The 17,741-nt window shown below is 63.1% G+C and carries 18 protein-coding genes and 1 pseudogene; 10 read left to right on the top strand and 9 right to left on the bottom strand.

Going from position 1 to position 17,741, the window contains the following annotated elements; genetic code table 11:
* Positions 1-34 precede the first annotated feature (34 nt).
* The 6 genes and pseudogenes from sucC (RB623_RS22465) to RB623_RS22440 all read left to right on the top strand — a co-directional run.
* Positions 35-1,234, top strand: coding sequence for an ADP-forming succinate--CoA ligase subunit beta (gene sucC, locus RB623_RS22465; protein WP_308059229.1), 1,200 nt, complete (start codon positions 35-37; stop codon positions 1,232-1,234).
* On the top strand, positions 1,234-2,151 hold the full coding sequence (sucD, locus tag RB623_RS22460; RefSeq protein ID WP_308059228.1) for a succinate--CoA ligase subunit alpha: 918 nt from the start codon (positions 1,234-1,236) through the stop codon (positions 2,149-2,151). Before sucC (RB623_RS22465) ends, sucD begins: the two co-directional genes overlap by 1 nt.
* A 188-nt stretch (positions 2,152-2,339) precedes the next feature.
* Positions 2,340-3,074, top strand: a complete 735-nt coding sequence (locus RB623_RS22455; RefSeq protein WP_308059227.1) for a GntR family transcriptional regulator — start codon at positions 2,340-2,342, stop codon at positions 3,072-3,074.
* 546 nt (positions 3,075-3,620) lie between these two features.
* Positions 3,621-4,829: an ADP-forming succinate--CoA ligase subunit beta gene (gene sucC / locus RB623_RS22450; protein ID WP_308059226.1), complete on the top strand. Its 1,209-nt coding sequence runs from the start codon at positions 3,621-3,623 to the stop codon at positions 4,827-4,829.
* A complete protein-coding gene (locus RB623_RS22445) occupies positions 4,826-5,707 on the top strand; it encodes a succinate--CoA ligase subunit alpha (protein ID WP_308059252.1) in 882 nt (293 codons plus the stop codon). Before sucC (RB623_RS22450) ends, RB623_RS22445 begins: the two co-directional genes overlap by 4 nt.
* A gap of 69 nt (positions 5,708-5,776) precedes the next feature.
* Positions 5,777-6,489 (top strand): annotated as a pseudogene (locus RB623_RS22440) (ketopantoate reductase family protein); the annotation flags it as partial.
* Between the two features lie 36 nt (positions 6,490-6,525).
* Here RB623_RS22440 and RB623_RS22435 read toward each other — a convergent pair.
* Entirely contained in the window at positions 6,526-6,906 is a 381-nt protein-coding gene (locus tag RB623_RS22435) for a flagellar export protein FliJ (protein ID WP_308059251.1), read from the bottom strand.
* Positions 6,907-7,348: 442 nt separating this feature from the next.
* Here RB623_RS22435 and ctrA point away from each other — a divergent pair, with 442 nt between their 5' ends.
* On the top strand, positions 7,349-8,044 hold the full coding sequence (ctrA, locus tag RB623_RS22430; protein ID WP_308059225.1) for a response regulator transcription factor CtrA: 696 nt from the start codon (positions 7,349-7,351) through the stop codon (positions 8,042-8,044).
* A gap of 71 nt (positions 8,045-8,115) precedes the next feature.
* Here the strand turns inward: ctrA and RB623_RS22425 are convergent, their stop codons facing one another.
* Together RB623_RS22425 and chpT are read right to left on the bottom strand one after the other, a co-directional pair.
* Entirely contained in the window at positions 8,116-8,511 is a 396-nt protein-coding gene (locus RB623_RS22425; RefSeq protein ID WP_308059224.1) for a response regulator, read from the bottom strand.
* Positions 8,512-8,661: 150 nt separating this feature from the next.
* On the bottom strand, positions 8,662-9,300 hold the full coding sequence (chpT, locus tag RB623_RS22420; RefSeq protein WP_308059223.1) for a histidine phosphotransferase ChpT: 639 nt from the start codon (positions 9,298-9,300) through the stop codon (positions 8,662-8,664).
* Between the two features lie 395 nt (positions 9,301-9,695).
* Here chpT and RB623_RS22415 point away from each other — a divergent pair, with 395 nt between their 5' ends.
* Both RB623_RS22415 and RB623_RS22410 read left to right on the top strand, forming a co-directional pair.
* A complete protein-coding gene (locus tag RB623_RS22415) occupies positions 9,696-10,223 on the top strand; it encodes a DUF1134 domain-containing protein (protein WP_374121728.1) in 528 nt (175 codons plus the stop codon).
* A gap of 200 nt (positions 10,224-10,423) precedes the next feature.
* Entirely contained in the window at positions 10,424-11,617 is a 1,194-nt protein-coding gene (locus tag RB623_RS22410; RefSeq protein WP_308059220.1) for a hypothetical protein, read from the top strand.
* On the opposite strand, the gene RB623_RS22405 is transcribed toward RB623_RS22410, so the two are convergent.
* The 5 genes from RB623_RS22405 to RB623_RS22385 form a co-directional block, all read right to left on the bottom strand.
* On the bottom strand, positions 11,577-12,419 hold the full coding sequence (locus RB623_RS22405) for an RNA methyltransferase (RefSeq protein WP_308059219.1): 843 nt from the start codon (positions 12,417-12,419) through the stop codon (positions 11,577-11,579). The genes RB623_RS22410 and RB623_RS22405 overlap by 41 nt on opposite strands.
* A gap of 57 nt (positions 12,420-12,476) precedes the next feature.
* Positions 12,477-12,767: a metalloregulator ArsR/SmtB family transcription factor gene (locus tag RB623_RS22400; RefSeq protein ID WP_308059218.1), complete on the bottom strand. Its 291-nt coding sequence runs from the start codon at positions 12,765-12,767 to the stop codon at positions 12,477-12,479.
* A 168-nt stretch (positions 12,768-12,935) separates the two neighbouring features.
* Positions 12,936-13,703 (bottom strand): HugZ family protein, encoded by a 768-nt coding sequence (locus RB623_RS22395; protein WP_308059217.1) that lies wholly within the window; start codon positions 13,701-13,703, stop codon positions 12,936-12,938.
* 64 nt (positions 13,704-13,767) lie between these two features.
* Positions 13,768-14,529 carry an SDR family NAD(P)-dependent oxidoreductase gene (locus RB623_RS22390; RefSeq protein WP_308059216.1) on the bottom strand — a complete coding sequence of 254 codons (762 nt, stop codon included), beginning with the start codon at positions 14,527-14,529 and terminating at the stop codon, positions 13,768-13,770.
* 92 nt (positions 14,530-14,621) lie between these two features.
* Positions 14,622-15,176: an N-acetyltransferase gene (locus RB623_RS22385; protein WP_308059215.1), complete on the bottom strand. Its 555-nt coding sequence runs from the start codon at positions 15,174-15,176 to the stop codon at positions 14,622-14,624.
* 283 nt (positions 15,177-15,459) lie between these two features.
* Between RB623_RS22385 and RB623_RS22380 the strand changes: the two genes are divergently transcribed.
* Positions 15,460-16,440 (top strand): glutathione S-transferase family protein, encoded by a 981-nt coding sequence (locus tag RB623_RS22380; RefSeq protein ID WP_308059214.1) that lies wholly within the window; start codon positions 15,460-15,462, stop codon positions 16,438-16,440.
* A 110-nt stretch (positions 16,441-16,550) separates the two neighbouring features.
* Here the strand turns inward: RB623_RS22380 and cax are convergent, their stop codons facing one another.
* A complete protein-coding gene (gene cax, locus RB623_RS22375; protein WP_308059213.1) occupies positions 16,551-17,654 on the bottom strand; it encodes a calcium/proton exchanger in 1,104 nt (367 codons plus the stop codon).
* Positions 17,655-17,741 lie beyond the last annotated feature (87 nt).

Here is a 17,741-nt window from a genome sequence, read left to right as displayed (position 1 = left end):
TCCAGAACTGTGCAATCTTTCAGGGCTTTCGTCGATGAACATCCATGAATATCAGGCCAAGGAAGTGCTGCGGTCCTTCGGCGTACCGCTTCCACAAGGCTTTGCAGCTACCACAATAGAAGAAGCCGCCGAGGCTGCGGGCAAGCTTCCCGGCCAGGTCTATGTCGTGAAGGCGCAGATTCATGCCGGCGGGCGCGGCAAGGGCAGGTTCAAGGAACTTCCGGCCGACGCCAAGGGCGGCGTTCGCCTTGCCAAATCCTTTGTCGACATCCGCGCCGACGCGGTCGAGATGCTTGGCAACACGCTGGTGACCCTCCAGACCGGTCCGGCCGGAAAGCAGGTCAACCGCCTCTATGTCGAAGAGGGCTCCGAAATTGAGAAGGAGTTCTATCTGTCGCTTCTCATCGACCGCGTGACCAGCCGCGTCTCCTTCGTGGTGTCCACCGAAGGCGGGATGGACATCGAGCAGGTCGCGCACGACGCGCCTGAGAAAATCGTCACCTTCTCCGTCGATCCCGCGACCGGCATCATGCCGCATCACGGTCGCGCGGTCGCGAAAACGCTCGGGCTTGGCGGCGACCTGGTCAAACAGGCGCAGTCGCTGGTCGAAAGTCTCTACGCTGCCTTTACCGCCAATGACATGGAGATGCTGGAGATCAATCCGCTGATCGTTTCGAAGGACGGGAAGCTGCAGTGCCTCGACGCCAAAGTGGGCTTCGATTCCAATGCGCTCGCACGCCATCCGGAAATTGCGGCCTTGCGCGACGAGACGGAGGAAGATCCAAAGGAGATCGAGGCGTCTAAATACGATCTCTCCTATGTCGCACTCGACGGTAACATAGGCTGCATGGTGAACGGCGCGGGCTTGGCCATGGCCACCATGGACATCATCAAGTTCTACGGTGCGGAACCGGCGAACTTTCTCGATGTCGGCGGCGGTGCGACGGCCGAGAAGGTTGCTGCCGCTTTCAAGATCATTACCGCCGATCCCAGTGTCAAAGGCATCCTTGTCAATATTTTTGGCGGCATCATGCGTTGCGACGTGATCGCCGAAGGCGTGGTCGCTGCGGTGAAGGACGTAGGACTCAAGGTACCGCTGGTGGTGCGGCTCGAAGGCACCAACGTCGAACTCGGCAAGCAGATACTCGAGCAGAGCGGGCTCAACCTCATCCCTGCCGACGATCTCGACGACGCCGCCCAGAAGATCGTGAACGCCGTCGGGGGGCTCAACTGATGTCCATTCTCATCGACAGCAACACCCGCGTTCTCTGCCAGGGATTCACCGGCAAGACCGGCACGTTTCACAGCGAGCAAGCGGCCAAGTATGGTACGAAGATGGTTGGCGGCGTCGCGCCGGGGAAGGGCGGCTCGAGCCATCTCGGGCTCCCGGTCTTCGACACGGTCATGGAGGCGCGCGAAGCGACCGGCGCGGATGCGACAGTTATTTATGTGCCGCCCTTCGGCGCGGCCGATGCGATCTGCGAAGCGATCCAGGCCGAAATTCCCCTCATCGTCTGCATCACTGAGGGCATCCCCGTGCTCGACATGCAGAAGGTGAAGCGCGCTCTCTCCGGCTCGAAATCACGGCTGATCGGTCCCAACTGCCCCGGCCTCATCACTGCAGATGAATGCAAGATCGGTATCATGCCGGGCTCCATCTTCCGGCGCGGTTCCGTCGGCATTGTCTCGCGCTCCGGCACGCTCACTTATGAGGCGGTCTTCCAGACCTCGCAGCAGGGTTTTGGTCAGACGACGGCGGTCGGCATTGGCGGCGATCCGATCAAGGGAACGGAATTCATCGACGTGCTGGAGATGTTCCTGGCCGATCCCGCGACCGAATCCATCGTCATGATCGGCGAGATCGGCGGCTCGGCGGAGGAAGAGGCGGCGAAGTTCCTTCGCGACGAGGCCGGCCGTGGGCGCTTCAAACCAACGGTAGGCTTCATCGCCGGTCGCACCGCCCCGCCCGGACGCCGCATGGGCCATGCCGGCGCGATCATTTCCGGCGGCAAGGGTGGCGCCGAAGATAAGATCGCGGCTATGGAAGCGGCCGGAATTCGCATCGCGCCCACACCGGCCCGTCTCGGTTCAACGCTTGCCGAACTGCTGGGCGTGCCAATCCGCCAGCCGATCCTGTCCAAGGCCGGCTGACTGCAGCGCCACTGGGCAATGCGCGGCCCGAGCGATCTGTCTGGAAAGACGAATGACGCCCTGTCGACCTCAACCGGCTGGACAATTTGCCCCAACATTGAGAATGGCTGCGCCCAAACAAATATGGCATTACACATCCCAAATCGACGTCAAAGGAGAAATGCCCTGAGATGAGTGGGAGAAGCCAAATGCGTTGGCCACTTGCTAATGAAGCTACTCCCGAACTCGTCCTGGGGCCGTTGGCTGCCGAACCCAATTTCAAGACGCGGATATATGCGACGCTGAAGAAAGCGATCGCCAACATGGACGTCTACGGCACAACCGAGGATACTTGGCTCGACGAGCGTCAGCTTGCCGAGCGCCTCGGGGTGAGTCGGACGCCGATCCGCGAGGCGATCGCGATGCTCGAACAACAGGGCTTCGTCAAGTCGATACCTCGCCGGGGAATCGTGGTCCTGCGCAAGACCAAGCGTGAAGTGATCGAGATGATACAGGTCTGGGCGGCGCTGGAAGGCATGGCTGCGCGGCTGATTTCGCTCAATGCCAGCCGCAAGGAAATCGAGCAGCTTCGCAAAATTTTCGAGAAGTTTCACGAAGGTCACAGGCCTACGGACTATCTCAGTGAATATTCGGAAGCGAACATCAACTTTCACCAAACTCTCATCAAGATGACCGGATCGAAGATCCTGCAGGAAATGACCGAGGATATCCTCCTTCATGTCCGCGGCATCCGAAAGATCACGATCGGCCGTCACGACCGCACAAGCCAGTCCATCAAGGATCATCTGGCGATCATCGATGCGCTGGAAAAACGCGACACAGAAATGGCCGAACGGCTTTGCCGCGACCATACGTTGGGCCTTGCGACTTATGTCAAAGAGCATAGCGAGGGTATCTGGACCGAAACTTCCTCGAGCACCTAATGATCACTATCCACTTGTCGCTTTGCGCTTAACTGTAAGAATGCGCTCGTTTCGGCGCGGTTTGCCTTTGCTCACCAATGGGATGGCGGCTAGACGGCTCACGTTCCTCGTCCGTCCTCCAACAGCGGTCATCAAGCAGAGTTGCACAGCCACCGTTATGCCCGCTTCCGAAGTCTCGTGCGCGTGCGCGTCCTGTGCCTGCTCGCCGCCACCGCACAGACCATCAAGAAGATCGCGCTCTGCCTCTCGCCGAAACCGAAGCCCACCCTCGCCTGAGCGATCAAAAGCCCGCCCGCAGCGGTCTGCAACCTCCCGACAAAACATTCTGACACCCAAAGCGCCAGCACCGGCAAACCCACAAAACTAAACCCCGCCAAAAATGACGGGGTTTGTTGGCGGTCTGCGGCGGCATCGTTAGATGCCCCCATTTTCTTTTTGTCCAGCTGTTCGTCAGCCATTCCTAGGGGCGGTAATCAATGACGCCGTTTTCCAGGCATTGACGGACATCAGCCGCACTGGCATAATGTATTCCAAGGCGCTACTATCTTGCCACGCGCTAGGGGGGAGGGTGTCATGCGACTGCACGAGTTCCAGGCGAAGTCGCTGCTCGCTGGCCACGGCATCGATGTGCCGGAGGGCCGCGTAGCGCTGACACCCGAGGACGCCTCGGCGATCGCACGCGATCTCGGCGGGGAAGGCTTCGCGGTCAAGGCGCAGATCCGTTCCGGCGGGCGCGGTAAGGCGGGCGCAGTGCGTATTGTGCGCACGCCCGACGAAGTGGCAACGACCGCCCGCCTTCTCCTTGGTCAGGCATTCGTCACCTCCCAGACAGGCCCCGACGGTGCGAAGGCGCATAGCGTATTGGTCGAGCGTGCCGTCACCGCACCGCGCAGCCTCTATCTCTCGCTCTCTATCGACGCTGCGAGGGCCGAAACCGTTCTGCTCGCAGGAGCGGAAGGCGGCGAAGACATCGAAGAGCGTGTGCACGCCGGCGAGATGCGCCTCGAGCGTCTTCATCTGACCTCGGACCAGGAAATCAAGGACGACGAGGCCCTCGCCCTGGGCCTGCGGCTCAGCCTTTCGGGTACCCAGCTTCGGGAATTCGCCAGCCTGCTGCAGCGACTGACCTCGGCCTTCTCCTCTCTCGACGCCACGCTGATCGAAATCAATCCTCTGATGCTGACCAGAGACAGGACATTCGTTGCAGCCGACGCGAAGATCATCATCGACGACAATGCGCTCTTTCGCCAACCCGAACTTGCCGCGTTGCGCGAAGAGCAGGAAGACAATGAGGGCGAGCGTGTCGCCCAGAACCGGCAGCTCAACTACATCCAGATGGACGGCGACATCGGACTCGTGGCGAATGGCGCGGGGCTTGGGCTGGCCACCCTCGACATGGTCCACGCCGCCAATGGCAGGCCGGCGAACTTCATGGACATACGCACCACGGCAACCAGCCTCGATGTCGCCTACGGCTTTTCGCTGCTGCTGAACAATCCGGCGGTGCGCTCGATCCTGGTCAATGTGCACGGTGGCGGCATGCAGCCTTGCGACACGATTGCCGACGGGCTCGGAATCGCCATGCGGCGGACCGGCCGCAGGCTGCCGACAGTCGTGCGTCTGGCCGGCAACAACGCCGAATATGCCCGTTTCCGTTTCGCCAATTTCGGCTGCCGGGTCATAGACCGCCCGGACATGTGGAGCGCGGCGACGCGCGCCGTCGAGGAAGCCAGGATAGCGGGAACAAGGCCATGACCATTCTCGTCGACCAACACACGCGCGTCATCTGCCAGGGTATGACCGGCAGGGCCGGTACGCACTATTCGTCCGTAATGCTGGAATACGGCACTCGCGTCGTCGGCGGCGTGCGCCCGGGCAAGGGCGACACCCATCATCTCAACCTGCCGATTTTCGACACTGTCGCCTCTGCCAAGGCTGCGACTGGCGCCAATGCCAGCATGCTCTTCGTTCCGCCGGATCGAGCTGCCAATGCGATGATCGAGGCGATCGAAGCGGAGATGCCGCTTGTCGTGGCGCTCACGGAGCGGGTTCCGATTCGCGACATGATGCGCGTGCGCGATGCCTTGAAGCAGGGCTCCACCATTCTCGTCGGACCGAACTCGCAGGGCATCCTCGCCCCCGGCGTTTGCAAGATCGGCGTCATGGCGACCGGCAATGCGCGGCGCGGCAATATCGGCATACTGTCGCGCTCCGCGTCGCTGACCAGCGAGGTCATCGCGCAGCTGAGCGACGCCGGACTTGGTCAGTCCACCACGGTCGGCATCGGCGGTGACACCATTCACGGTCTCAGCATGCGCGCCTGCTTCGAGCTCTTCCTTGCCGATTCCGATACCCACGGCGTAATCGTCATAGGAGAAATCGGCGGCACGGATGAGGAAGTACTGGCTGAGTTCATCGCCGCGACCAGGCCGAAAATCCCGGTCGTCGCTCTTATCGTCGGGCGGCATGCGCCGGTCGAGCGCCGCATGGGCCATGCCGGCGCCATTGCGGGCAATGCCGGAGCCGATGCCGAAAGCAAGATCGGCGCCCTGCGCGCAGCTGGCGTCGTCATAGCCAAAAGCCCACATCTCGTGGGAAAGACGATGCAGGAGGAGCTTACTCTGGCCGCCTGAGCGTGCCCTTACGTGATCAGTACGTGACTTCAGTCCGACGACAGTCGCCGCAATGTCATGAGAGGGAAGATGGCGCGCAACATTCTGATCCTCGGTGCCTCATATGGCTCGTTGTTGGCGACAAAGCTGCTGATGGCCGGCCACAACGTGACACTGGTGTGCCGGAAGCAGACCGCGGAGCTCATCAATCGTGGCGGTACTGAAGTCCGCATCAAGCTGCGCCACGAAGCGGCGCACCGGGCGATCTTCTCGCGCGGCCTGCCGGGGGCACTGGACGCCGCGCCGCCTGAAGACGTGGATCTCTCCCGCTACGACCTCGTCGGCCTTGCCATGCAGGAGCCACAATATGCGGACCACACGATCCGGGGCCTGATGGCCAAGATCGCCGAGGCACGGCTGCCTTGTCTCTCGATCATGAACATGCCGCCCTGCCCTATCTCAAACAGATTCCGGCGCTGGCAAGAATGGAACTGGACGAGGCCTACACCAACGCCACGGTATGGGAACGATTCGAGCCGGGACTGATATCGCTCTGCTCGCCCGATCCGCAGGCCTTCCGCCCGCCGGACGAGGCGGCGAATGTGCTGCAAGTCGGCCTGCCGACGAACTTCAAGGCGGCGACCTTTGCCGACGAGGCGCACAACCTCCTGCTCCGGGAACTGGAAGCGGACATCGCCGCCGTCACGCTGGACGGCCACGACGTTCCGGTCAAACTCAAGGTCTTCGACTCACTGTTCGTCCCCCTGGCCAAATGGTCGATGCTCCTGACCGGAAACTACCGCTGGGAGCGGCGGTCGAGGCAGAGCGCTCCGGCGGCTTCAGCCGATCATGGCGCTGCGGCCATGGTGGCTGTCGGCCTCGCGCATCTTGCCGTCGCGCGATTCCAGCATCTGTGCCTTGGAGAGCTCGGCTTCCGCCTCGCGCAGCGCCGAGACCGCGGTCGCGCGCTGGTCGGCGAGGCCGGCCTGCGAGTTGCGGACGTTGTCGCGGCGCTGGCGCGCGGCCTTTGCGAAGGTCGGATAGGCGAAATGATTGACGTCGACGATGCCCGCCTTCTTTTCCTCGGCGGCGATCTGGGCTTCGAGATCGCCCGCCATCCGTTCGAATTCGGCGATCATCATGTCCAGTTGCGCGAGCTGCCGGCGCTTTTCGTTCACCTGGAACTGCTTCAGCCGCACAAGGTTCTCACGAGACTTCATGTCCTCACTCCGCAAACGCGACGCAACCTAACGCTTCGTCAAAAACCGCGGTCCCGTTCCGTCTCGGACGCTCCTTAACGAAATGGAACGAAACCCTAAGAAAATTCGCGCCCGGTAACCATTCGTTTACGGGCATTGTTAATCATACGGCTCAAGGGCTTAAGGCGCGGTAAAAAAAATCCGGTCGTTTGCCATCGGTTGCGAGTTGATGAGTCGAATGAGTCACTTAGGTCGGTTTGTTAAGGTGTACCTCCAGCTATCCCGCAATGTGATTCACGAGCGGAATCAAGAGAGTGTACCTCAAGGCTGATAGGCGAACTTGCGGCTTGCCAAACGGAATCAGGTTTTGTTAACCATTCGGTGGCAGGTTGATCCAGGCAATCACTGCTCCGGCACCGCATGGCTGGCGAAAGCCGGTGCGGCAGCAGAAAAGGGGATTTAGATGCGCGTTCTGCTGATTGAAGACGACAGTGCGACGGCCCAGAGCATCGAATTGATGCTGAAGTCGGAGAGCTTCAACGTCTACACGACCGACCTCGGAGAGGAGGGCGTCGATCTCGGCAAGCTCTACGACTACGACATCATCCTGCTTGATCTCAACCTGCCCGACATGTCGGGCTACGAGGTGCTGCGTACGCTGCGGCTCTCCAAGGTGAAAACCCCGATCCTGATCCTGTCCGGCATGGCCGGCATCGAGGACAAGGTGCGCGGACTCGGCTTCGGCGCCGACGACTACATGACCAAACCCTTCCACAAGGACGAACTGGTGGCGCGCATCCACGCAATCGTCCGCCGCTCCAAGGGCCACGCCCAGTCGGTCATCGCCACCGGCGACCTCATCGTCAATCTCGACGCCAAGACGGTGGAGGTCGGCGGCCAGCGCGTGCACCTGACCGGCAAGGAGTACCAGATGCTGGAGCTGCTCTCGCTGCGCAAGGGCACGACGCTGACCAAGGAGATGTTCCTCAACCACCTCTACGGCGGCATGGATGAGCCGGAACTGAAGATCATCGACGTCTTCATCTGCAAACTGCGCAAGAAGCTCGACGCGGCTTCGGGCGGCCAGAACTTCATCGAGACCGTATGGGGCCGCGGCTACGTGCTGCGCGAGCCGGAAGAAATCCGCGAAAGCGCCTGAACGAAAGAGGCGGCCGGGCTAAGGTTCGGCCCGCCTGAGCCCGCCGATCCGGTCGAACCTTTGGATTGACGTCACGCCGCCTGGGTCGGAGCGCTCGACTGGGCGGCGATGTCTATTGCGCGGAAGCGCTCCAGCAACTGAGCGCGGTTGAACGGCTTCAGCAGATAGCTCTGTGCGCCCGCCCGCTTCGCCCGCATGATCGTGGCGACGTCCTTCTCCGTCAGGCAGACGACGATATGGGGAACGATGGCGCTCGGAATGGCGCGGATGCGGCGGATGACGTCGACCGTCGGCAGGTCGGGCAGGGCCGAGTCGATCACCACAATGTCCGGCATGTCCGCCTGGCACATCTCGATCGCGTCGATGCCGCTGCCGGCCTCAATGAAGATCATCTCCGGACCATTGAGGATTCGCTTGGCGACCTTGCGGATGACGCTCGAGTCGTCGACGAATATGCACCGCTTCATCTGTGATCCTTTGTCCGCCCCGTGGGCGTCAGGCAGTAGCGTGGGTCTGCTGACGCTAGAACAGGCGGGTAAAAATCGAGAGAACGGGTTGGGTAAAGTTTCAGCTAAAATCGGCGGATTGCGCTGGTTTCAGCCGCAACCTCGGGCGGTTCACTCCGGCCGCGCGGCCGAAAAGATGATCTCGTCCGCTGTGGCATGAATCGAGATCGGCATGCTGGACTCCCGCGAGAGCAGCAGCGTGTAATAGGGCTGCACGGCATGCGCGTCGATAGCTTCCTCCGGGCGGTTGCCGGAATGCAGTTCGAGGAACTTCGGCGGCACGCGCAGCATCGGGCCGCGCGCCGAGATGCTGAACTTCGGATTGCTGTCGGTACCGTCGAGCCTGACGGCGATCCTGCCGCCGCGCGGGATTGCCGCGTTGGCGATCAGGATGAGGTTGAGCAGCAGCTTGACATTGTTCTTCGGCAGCAGCCAGCGCGGGCCGCTCCATTCGAATTCGGGCTTCTCGTTGCGCAGGAAGGCGGTCGCGACCGATTCTGCGTCGCCGGTGTCGATGACCATTCCGGCGGAGCCGGCCGCGCCGAAGGCGATGCGGGCGAATTGCAATCTGGCGGAGGCATTGCGGGCGCTGGCCCGGATGAGGTTCATGGCGTCTTCGTCGGCGCCGCCCTCGTCAAGCAATTCCAACCCGTTGTTGATGGCCCCCACAGGCGAGATGATGTCGTGACAGACCCTGCTGCACAGAAGCGCGGCAAGATCGGCTGCGGAAAGCGTCAGAATGTCGGCCATCGGATATTCATTCTCCGGCGATCCCCTCATCTCGGAGCAGGCCGCGGTCGCCGTGCCGGCCAGTCCGAATCATGCCTGTTTCGCGGTTGTCTGGCTATAAGGCATCCTGGCTTTTCGGCAAATCCGGGCGAGGCGGAAGGGTTGGGATTCGGCAGTCCGGAAGCGACCCTCGCAGCCCAAAAGACGGTCACGCAGGTCTTCGAACCGCCATCTTCATCTGAGAGCTTAATGGTTGAAAAACGATTACGGCATAGGGTGTCATGGTGAACTTCATGCGCGGCCGCCAAGAGCCGCCGAAGGCAGGGACGTCAGCGAAGCGCTCGCGGACGGAGATCAGAAATATGCTTTCCCGTTTTTTCGGCCGGATGACTTTCCGGCTCGCCTTGGTCGTCATGATGGCTGTCGGCGCCATGAACATGGCTGCTTCGCCGCTTCAGGCGCAGGAATATACCGCGCGCGAGATCGTCGATTCGGGACACCGCTTCTTCGGCGCGACCTCGGGCGGTCTGGCGACGGCGATCGAGCAGATCTTCTCGTCCTACGGGCTTCCGAACGGCTATGTGCTGGGGGAGGAGGGTTCCGGCGCCTTCGTCGGCGGCCTCACCTATGGCGAGGGCACGCTCTACACGAAGAATGCCGGCGACCACAAAGTCTTCTGGCAGGGACCGTCGCTGGGATTCGATTTCGGTGGCGAGGGCTCGCGCATCATGATGCTGGTCTACAATCTGGATCAGGTCGACGCACTCTATGACCGCTTCGTCGGCGTGGCAGGGTCGGCCTACATGGTGGCTGGAGTGGGGTTCAACGTGCTGAAGCAGGGCGACGTGCTCCTGGTGCCGGTGCGCACCGGCGTCGGCGCTCGGCTCGGAATCAATGTCGGCTACCTCAAGCTGACGCAGAAGCCGACCTGGAACCCGTTTTAGGGTATCTGATCGGAGCATCCAACGGCGTTCCGGGATCGCCTTTTTCGTCCAAAACTGCAGCATCCTTGCGCTAATGCTGAAATCCGGCATTAGTGCAACCGGAAGGCCATCGGCCTTCCCGTTGCACTTCAAGGCTTGCCGTGATCCAGTCCGTTCTCTTTTTTGTTCTCGGTTTCTTGTGCGCTGGTTTCCTCGCCCTGATGGTCGCGCCGGCTGTCTGGCGCCGCGCTGTGCGGCTGACCCGTCAGCGCATCGAGAGCTCGGTGCCGCTTTCGATGGACGAGATCCAGGCCGACAAGGACAGGCTGCGCGCCGAGTTCGCGATGTCGACCCGCCGCCTCGAAATGAGTGTCAAGGAATTCCGCGACAAGGCTTCCGCCCAGATCGTCGAGATCGGACGCGGCCGCGAGGAACTGCGTCAGCTCGCGCTCGAAAGGGATGAGCGGAACCGCGTGCTTTCCGAATTGGAAGCCAAGGGCTCCCAGCTTCGTGCCGAGCTTCGCCAACGGGAGGAGGAGTTGCGGCAGTATTCCGACCGGTTGGAGGAAGCCGACCGCATGCTGGAGCAGCGGGCGGCGGAACTGGAAAAGCTCAACAGCCTCTATGAGAGCGCCAGCCAGATGTCGAACAGCCGCCAGGCCGAACTGGTTGCCCGAGAAGGCGAGGTGGAAAAACTGACGGGCGATCTCGGCGCGCTAAAGGGCGAGCGGCGGGAGGCCGACAAGCGACTGCAGGATTTGGCGGTCGAGTTGCGCGGCGCGCGGGAAGCGGCGCGAGCCGACAAGAGGAAAGCCGCCGGCCTCGAGCGGAAGCTGGAACGCATGGTCGCGACCGTTGCAGACCGCGAGGAGACGATCGAGCGGCGCGAGAAGGATATTTCCGCGTTCCGCGAAAGGCTGAAGGCCGGCACGGAGCGCGAGAACGAGCTCAATGGCAAGTTGGCCAAGGCGCTGGAGGAAAAGTTGCGGCAGGAGGCCCAGACGGCCGACCTGACCTTGCAGATGTCCAATCTTCTGGCCAATGCCGGCAACGGCGACATGCAGGGGGCGGTAGCGAAACTCAACGCCGAACGGCGCCGCCTCGACGAGCGCCTCGTGGCAATGACGCGCGAGAACCAGAAGTTGCGCGCCGACCTGGCGGGGCGCGATCGCGCCAAGGCGGACGATTGGGAGGTCGAGCGCCGCGAGACCGCGCTGTTGCGCGAGCAGATGAACGATCTCGCCGCCGAGGTCATTTCGCTGACCGCAATGCTCGACGGGCCGGATTCGCCAATCCGCAAGGCTCTGGAGGTGCAGCTTCCGTCGGTCGCCCAGAACGGCCAGGCGGTGGATGGCATGAGCCTCGCAGAACGGGTCAAGGCGCTGAAGAAGATCGCGCCGCTGCCGTTGAGCTGAGCCACTCCAGATCGGACAGGCGATGCAGGGCGATCGCCGAGGTCGCGGCGACATTGAGACTGTCGAAATCGTCTGCGATGGCGATGCGTACCGTCCGCATGGCCGACAGCAGCGGCGCAGGCAGGCCGGCGCCTTCGGCGCCGAGGAACAGCGCGGTCCGATCGGCCGGCTTCAGGTGACGGATATCGGTCTCGCCGCGCGGCGACAGCGCGATCGGCTGGAAACCGTGATCGAGCAGCGTGCCGGCAAAGGCCGCGGTGTCGTCTATGCGGGCGAACGGCACGCGGAAGACACCGCCGACCGAAACGCGAATCGCCTTGCGGTAGAGCGGATCGCAACAGGTGGGGTCGGCAAAGACGGCGGCTGTTCCGAAGGCGGCGGCGTTGCGGAAGATCGAGCCGACATTGTCGTGATTGGAGATGCCGACCAGTACGAGAACCAGCGCGCGGTCGGGCAGGCGCGCCAGCAGTTCATCGGCCGACGGCGTCGTGCGGCGGCGGCCGATGGCAAGGATGCCGCGATGGATGTGGAAGCCGGCGATCGCGTCCATGACATCGGGCGAGGCGACGAAAACCGGCAGGCCGGGCGGCGCCTTTCGCAGTGTCGCCTCCAGGCCCGGATAACGGCTTTCCAGCACGAGCACGGATTGAAGGTCGTAGCCGGGCGCCGACAGCAGTACGTCGAGCACGACCTTGCCTTCCGCAACGAACAGGCCTTGCCGGCCGACAAGATCGCGCTCGCGGATGTGGCGATAGGCGGCAACGCGCGGATCGCCCGCGTCGGCAATTCGAACGATGGTCATGCGGCAGATCTATGCGAAGTTGCGGCGGCTGGCGAGGCGCGCCCGATGCGAGGCGCTTCAGGCAATCTGGTAGAGATTGTGCAGCGCCCGCATGATCGTCCGCACCTTCTCGGAGCGGCAGGAGTAGTAGATGGTCTGGCGATCCCGCCGGGTCTCCACCAGCTTGGATTTGCGTAGTTTTGCCAGGTGCTGGGAGAGCGCCGATTGGCTCAGCTCGACCTTCTCGGCCAGCGCCCCGACCGACATTTCACGGTCCAGGATGCTGCGAAGGATGGCGAGGCGCTTCTCGTTGCCGAGCATCGTGAGCAGGTTCGCGGCGTCGGTGGCCGTGGCTTGCTCCCCATTCATTCCACCACGCGGTCTCCCCGGCCCGCCGGATGAAACGACCTTTTCGTCGTGCTAGGTCGTGGGCACCGTCCTCCCAGGGACACCGTTGGGCCTCCGCATTGTTTTTCCTACAACCTAGCGCACTGACTGACGATCTCAAGGGGCTGCTGCTGCAATTTGCGGTTGGTCCTAAGAGTTGTCCACACTAGAGCGCGCTACCTTGGCCATGGCGACCAAGGCGGGACGGAGGTCGGATGCTTGCTGCAGCGGCGAATCGAAGAAGATGCGCCGCACCTCGTCGCCACTGGCAAGGTCGAAACCTTCGGCATCGATGCCGGTCATGGCCCAGCCCTTGCCCTGAGCCCGGGCGAAATGCGTTGCGTAGAGATCGATGGCGTCGCGATGGTCCGAATTCATGTGATCGACCGCGCCCTGCTCGGACGTGGACAGCGTTTCGGTCGCCGCGCTCGCGGTCAGGATATCGTCTCGGGTCAGATTGTAGGCTTTTCCGAAGCCGCCATTGAGGCTGGCGTTCTCCACCTCCAGACGGAAGATGTGGAAGTCGCCCAGGCCGACATAAAGTTTCGCCTTGGGGTTCTTGTTCAGATAGCGCCGTTCGGCCTGCGCCTGCGCCGGCGAACCTTTTTCCAGCCTGGAGGCGCGGCAGACCAGGGTGACGCGCGGATGGGCGAGGGCATCGCCCTTGCCGGGTTCGCCGAGCAGCAGCGAACAGCGCGGGTCGGCGATGATGGCGCGCGTATGCGCCGACAGCATCGACACGAGGACGAGCGGCGTGCCGTCGAGATCGGTGGCGACGCCGACGCGGCTGGCGAGCGGGCCGCCGCCGGTCGGGTCGAGCACAGCAAGCGCGCCGTAGCGCGCCGAGCGAAGCAAGGTCTTCGCCAGCCGGATCGCCTCTTCGTCGGTCGGGCGGATGACGTCGCGTTTTTCTTCCATGGCTGCCTCAATCCTGAAGTTCGAGGTCCACTTATCTGCGTCCCGGCCCGGGCGGCAAGACCCGTTATTTCGGCGCCATGCGGATTGCGCCGTCGAGACGGATCGTCTCGCCGTTCAGCATCTGGTTCTCGACGATATGGACGGCGAGCGCGGCGTATTCCGAAGGCTCGCCCAGCCGCGGCGGGAATGGTACGGCCGCGCCCAGCGAATCCTGCACCTCCTGCGGCATGCCGGCCATCATCGGCGTCTTGAAGATGCCGGGGGCTATAGTGGCGACGCGGATGCCGGAGCGGGCGAGGTCGCGCGCCACCGGCAAGGTCATGCCGACCACGCCGCCCTTCGAGGCGGAGTAGGCGGCCTGGCCGATCTGGCCGTCATAGGCGGCGACGGAAGCGGTGTTGACGACGACGCCGCGCTCGCCGCCGGCCAACGGATCGAGTTTTCCAGCACGGTCGGCGAACAGGCGGATCATGTTGAAGGTACCGATGAGGTTGACCTCCAGCACCTTGCGGAAAAGGTCGAGCGGATGCGGGCCGTCCTTGCCGACCGTCTTCATGCCGACCGCGATGCCGGCGCAGTTGATCAGGATGCGGGCAGGGCCGAGCGCTTCCGCTGCCCGGGTAATCGCTGCCTCCGCGGCTTCCGCGCTCGCCACGTCGCAGCTTGCGGCAAAACCGCCGATGTCGCGGGCAACCGCTTGGGCGCGCTCCAGTCCGATGTCGAGCACGGCGACGCGGGCGCCTTTCGCAGCAAGCGCGCGGGCCGCCGCCTCGCCGAGACCGGAGCCGCCGCCGGTGACGATCGCTGTCTGGCCGCTGATGTCCATCGTTCTCTCCTTGAGCCTTTGGGGCAGCCTATAAGGATGCGAACGCGAAGAGGCAACGCCGCAACGATCGGCGCTGCGCGTTCATGAACGGGTCAGCCTGCCTTGCGGATCGGCTCGCGATCGTCGGTCCAGGCGGGGATGCGCGCCAGATCCGCGTGGCAAACCTCGCCCTTCAGCCGCTCGGCCGCGGCGGGGGTCAGCTCATGGACCAGGATGCGGTCGAGATCGACCGGCCGCGGCATCGAGATCTGGCCGCGTGAAATGCGCCTGAAGCCGAGCGGGCCGTAATAGGGCTCGTCGCCGACGAGAAGCACGGCGCCGGCGCCTGCCTGTCGCGCGGCTTCCACCGAGATCGCCACCAGTTTCTTGCCGATGCCGAGATTCTTGTGGGCGGGCCGCACGGCGAGCGGCCCCAGCAGCAGCGCGCGGCCCTCGCCGGCGGCGATGCGCGTCAGCCGGCAGGAGGCGATCACCTCTCCCTCATGCAGCGCCACGAAGGAAAGCCGCCGCTCGTGCGGTCCGCCCTCGCGGATTTTGTAGGCGGCGCGGGCAAAACGGCCCGGTCCGAAGGCTTCTTCGTTGAGATGGTCGATTTCGGCGTCGTGCGCGGCAGTTTCCGGCACGAAAACAACGTCTGCGGGGATCATGGTGCGGCATCCGGTCGGTTGCGAGGATAGAAGGGCCGTCAAAACGGCAGTGTCGGCCGCGCGTCGGCGCGGGCGCTCTATCGTCGTCGGTAGAACCGGAACTGCTTGCAGTTTGCCATGACGCACGCCGCTATCATCTAATCGCCGGCGCGTCTACAGCAAGGTGACGCGTCTTTTCGACGCCTGTGCGGATCGGCGACGCTGTGTTCAAGCCGCAACGGTTTTGCTTTCGGCCGCGAGACCCTAAGTGTTTTTGCAACGAGGCACGGTACGGAGCGACGCGATGGGACAACTGGTCGACGGCAAGTGGCACGACGTCTGGTATTCGACCCGGGAAACGGGTGGGCGCTTCGTACGCTCCGAGGCGCCGTGGCGCGACTGGGTGACCGCCGACGGCAAGCCGGCGCCGGGCCGCACGCGCGGGTTCCAGGCCGAGCCGGGGCGTTACCATCTCTACGTCTCCTATGCCTGCCCCTGGGCGCACCGCACGCTGATCTTTCGCGCGCTGAAGAAGCTTGAGGACATCATCTCGGTTTCGGTCGTCCATCATTTCATGGGCAAGGACGGCTGGACGTTTCTGGCCGAGGACGGGGCCACCGGGGATGGGCTCTACGGGCTTGATTTCCTTCATCAAATCTACACCAGCGCGGACCCTCACTACACCGGCCGGGTGACCGTGCCGGTGCTTTGGGACCGCAAGGAGCAGACGATCGTCTCCAACGAATCGTCCGAAATCATCCGGATGCTGAATTCGGCCTTCGACGAATGGGGCGACCGGACGGTAGATTTCTATCCGGAAGCGCTGCGCGCCGAGATCGATGAAATCAACGCGCTGGTTTACCCAGCGATCAACAACGGCGTCTATCGGGTCGGCTTCGCCACGACGCAGGAGGCCTATGAGGAGGCGTTCGGCGAGTTGTTCGCGGCGCTGGATACGCTGGAGCAGAGATTGTCGCACCAGCGCTATCTGGTGGGCGCTGAAATCACCGAGGCGGACTGGCGGCTGTTTACCACGCTTGCGCGGTTCGACCCGGTCTATGTCGGCCACTTCAAATGCAACCTGCGCCGCATCGCCGATTATCCGAATCTTTCCAATTACTTGCGCGACCTCTACCAGGTGCCCGGCGTGGCCGGAACGGTCAACCTCCACCACATCAAGTCGCATTATTACGGCAGCCATACCACCATCAACCCGACCCGCATCGTGCCGGTCGGGCCGGCGCTCGACTATGCCGCGCCGCACGACCGGGGGCGGTTCGGGTGAGGCGGGCTTCCCTCCCCCTTGAGGGAGGGTGGCCGCGAAGCGGCCGGGTGGGGTCGCCGCGGCCAAACGCCGACTCTGCTTAGCGTCTCAAACCCCTTCGACCGCCGGCTTCATTGCGTGCCCGGAGGCAGGAGGTAGAGCGTCATGGCGAAAATCAGATAAACCATCAGCACGAGCACCCCGACGAACCAGGTCGAGCGTCCGCTGCTGGTCGTCAGGAACGCGGTCAGCGTGGAAACGAGCACCATGACAACCGCGCCCGGCCAGAATAGCAGGTTCATCGGCGCAGGTCCGATGACGTAGCTCAAAAGTACCAGCACCGGAGCCACGAACAGCGCGATCTGAGATGAGCTTCCCAGGGCGATGCCTACGCTCAGGTCCAGCCGGTTCTTGCGTGCGCCGGAAAACGCCGAAGCCATCTCGGCGGCGCCCCCGACCAGTGCCACGATGATGAAGCCCACGAAAGCAGGGCTCATCCCGAACGCGACAGCGGCCTGCTGCACCGACTCGATGAACACCTCGCTCACCAGTGCCACCAGCACGGTGACGCCGGCCAGCGTCGCCAGTGCAAGGCGGAGCGGCAGCGTGCCACCGCCAGCCTCCGCGTGATCCGTTCCTCCAAAGAACTCCCGATGCGACTTGAGCGAGAATACCAGGCCCAGCGCATACGTGCCGATGAGCAGCACCGACAGGCCCACGCTCAATTTCTGCGTGAACGACGATGCCGCCGCCGAACCGGGATCCGGGACAAGCGACGGGGTCAGCATGGCGATTGCGGCCAGAAACAGAAGGCCTGTCTGGAGGCGGGCACTGACCCGATTGTACTCCTGCACATGGTGCTTCAGGCCGCCAATCAGGAATGACGCGCCCAACATGAACAGGGTATTGGTGACGATCGCCCCGGCGAGGGATGCCTTTACCAACATGTATTGTCCGGCCCGTAGCGCGGCCAGTGCGATGATCAACTCCGTCAGGTTGCCCAGCGTGGCATTGAGAAGGCCGCCTACGGTGTCGCCTGTTTTGACCGCGACCGACTCGGTTGCGCGGCTCAGCAGCACGGCCAGGGGCACAATCGTGAGTACGGACAGCACAAATAGCAGCGTGTGCGCTTCGGGCTCGATCAGCCGGGTGAAGAATAGCACAGGCAAAGCGACCAACAGCCAAAGAACGGGGTTGCGGCGGATTTCCTGGAGCAATGGGGCAAAGGCTACCATCAGGGACTTCCGTTGGGTTGGAGCTGGCGTCTGCTGGTTTTCTGCGATCGTCCTATTTCCCCTTCTCAGGGCAAGTTTGCTTAGCAC

Origin of the sequence: Mesorhizobium sp. LHD-90 (assembly GCF_030929505.1) — a bacterium.
Lineage (GTDB): Bacteria > Pseudomonadota > Alphaproteobacteria > Rhizobiales > Rhizobiaceae > Kumtagia.
Note: the sequence above shows the minus strand (reverse complement) of the source record. Positions and strands in the feature narration are given on the sequence as shown.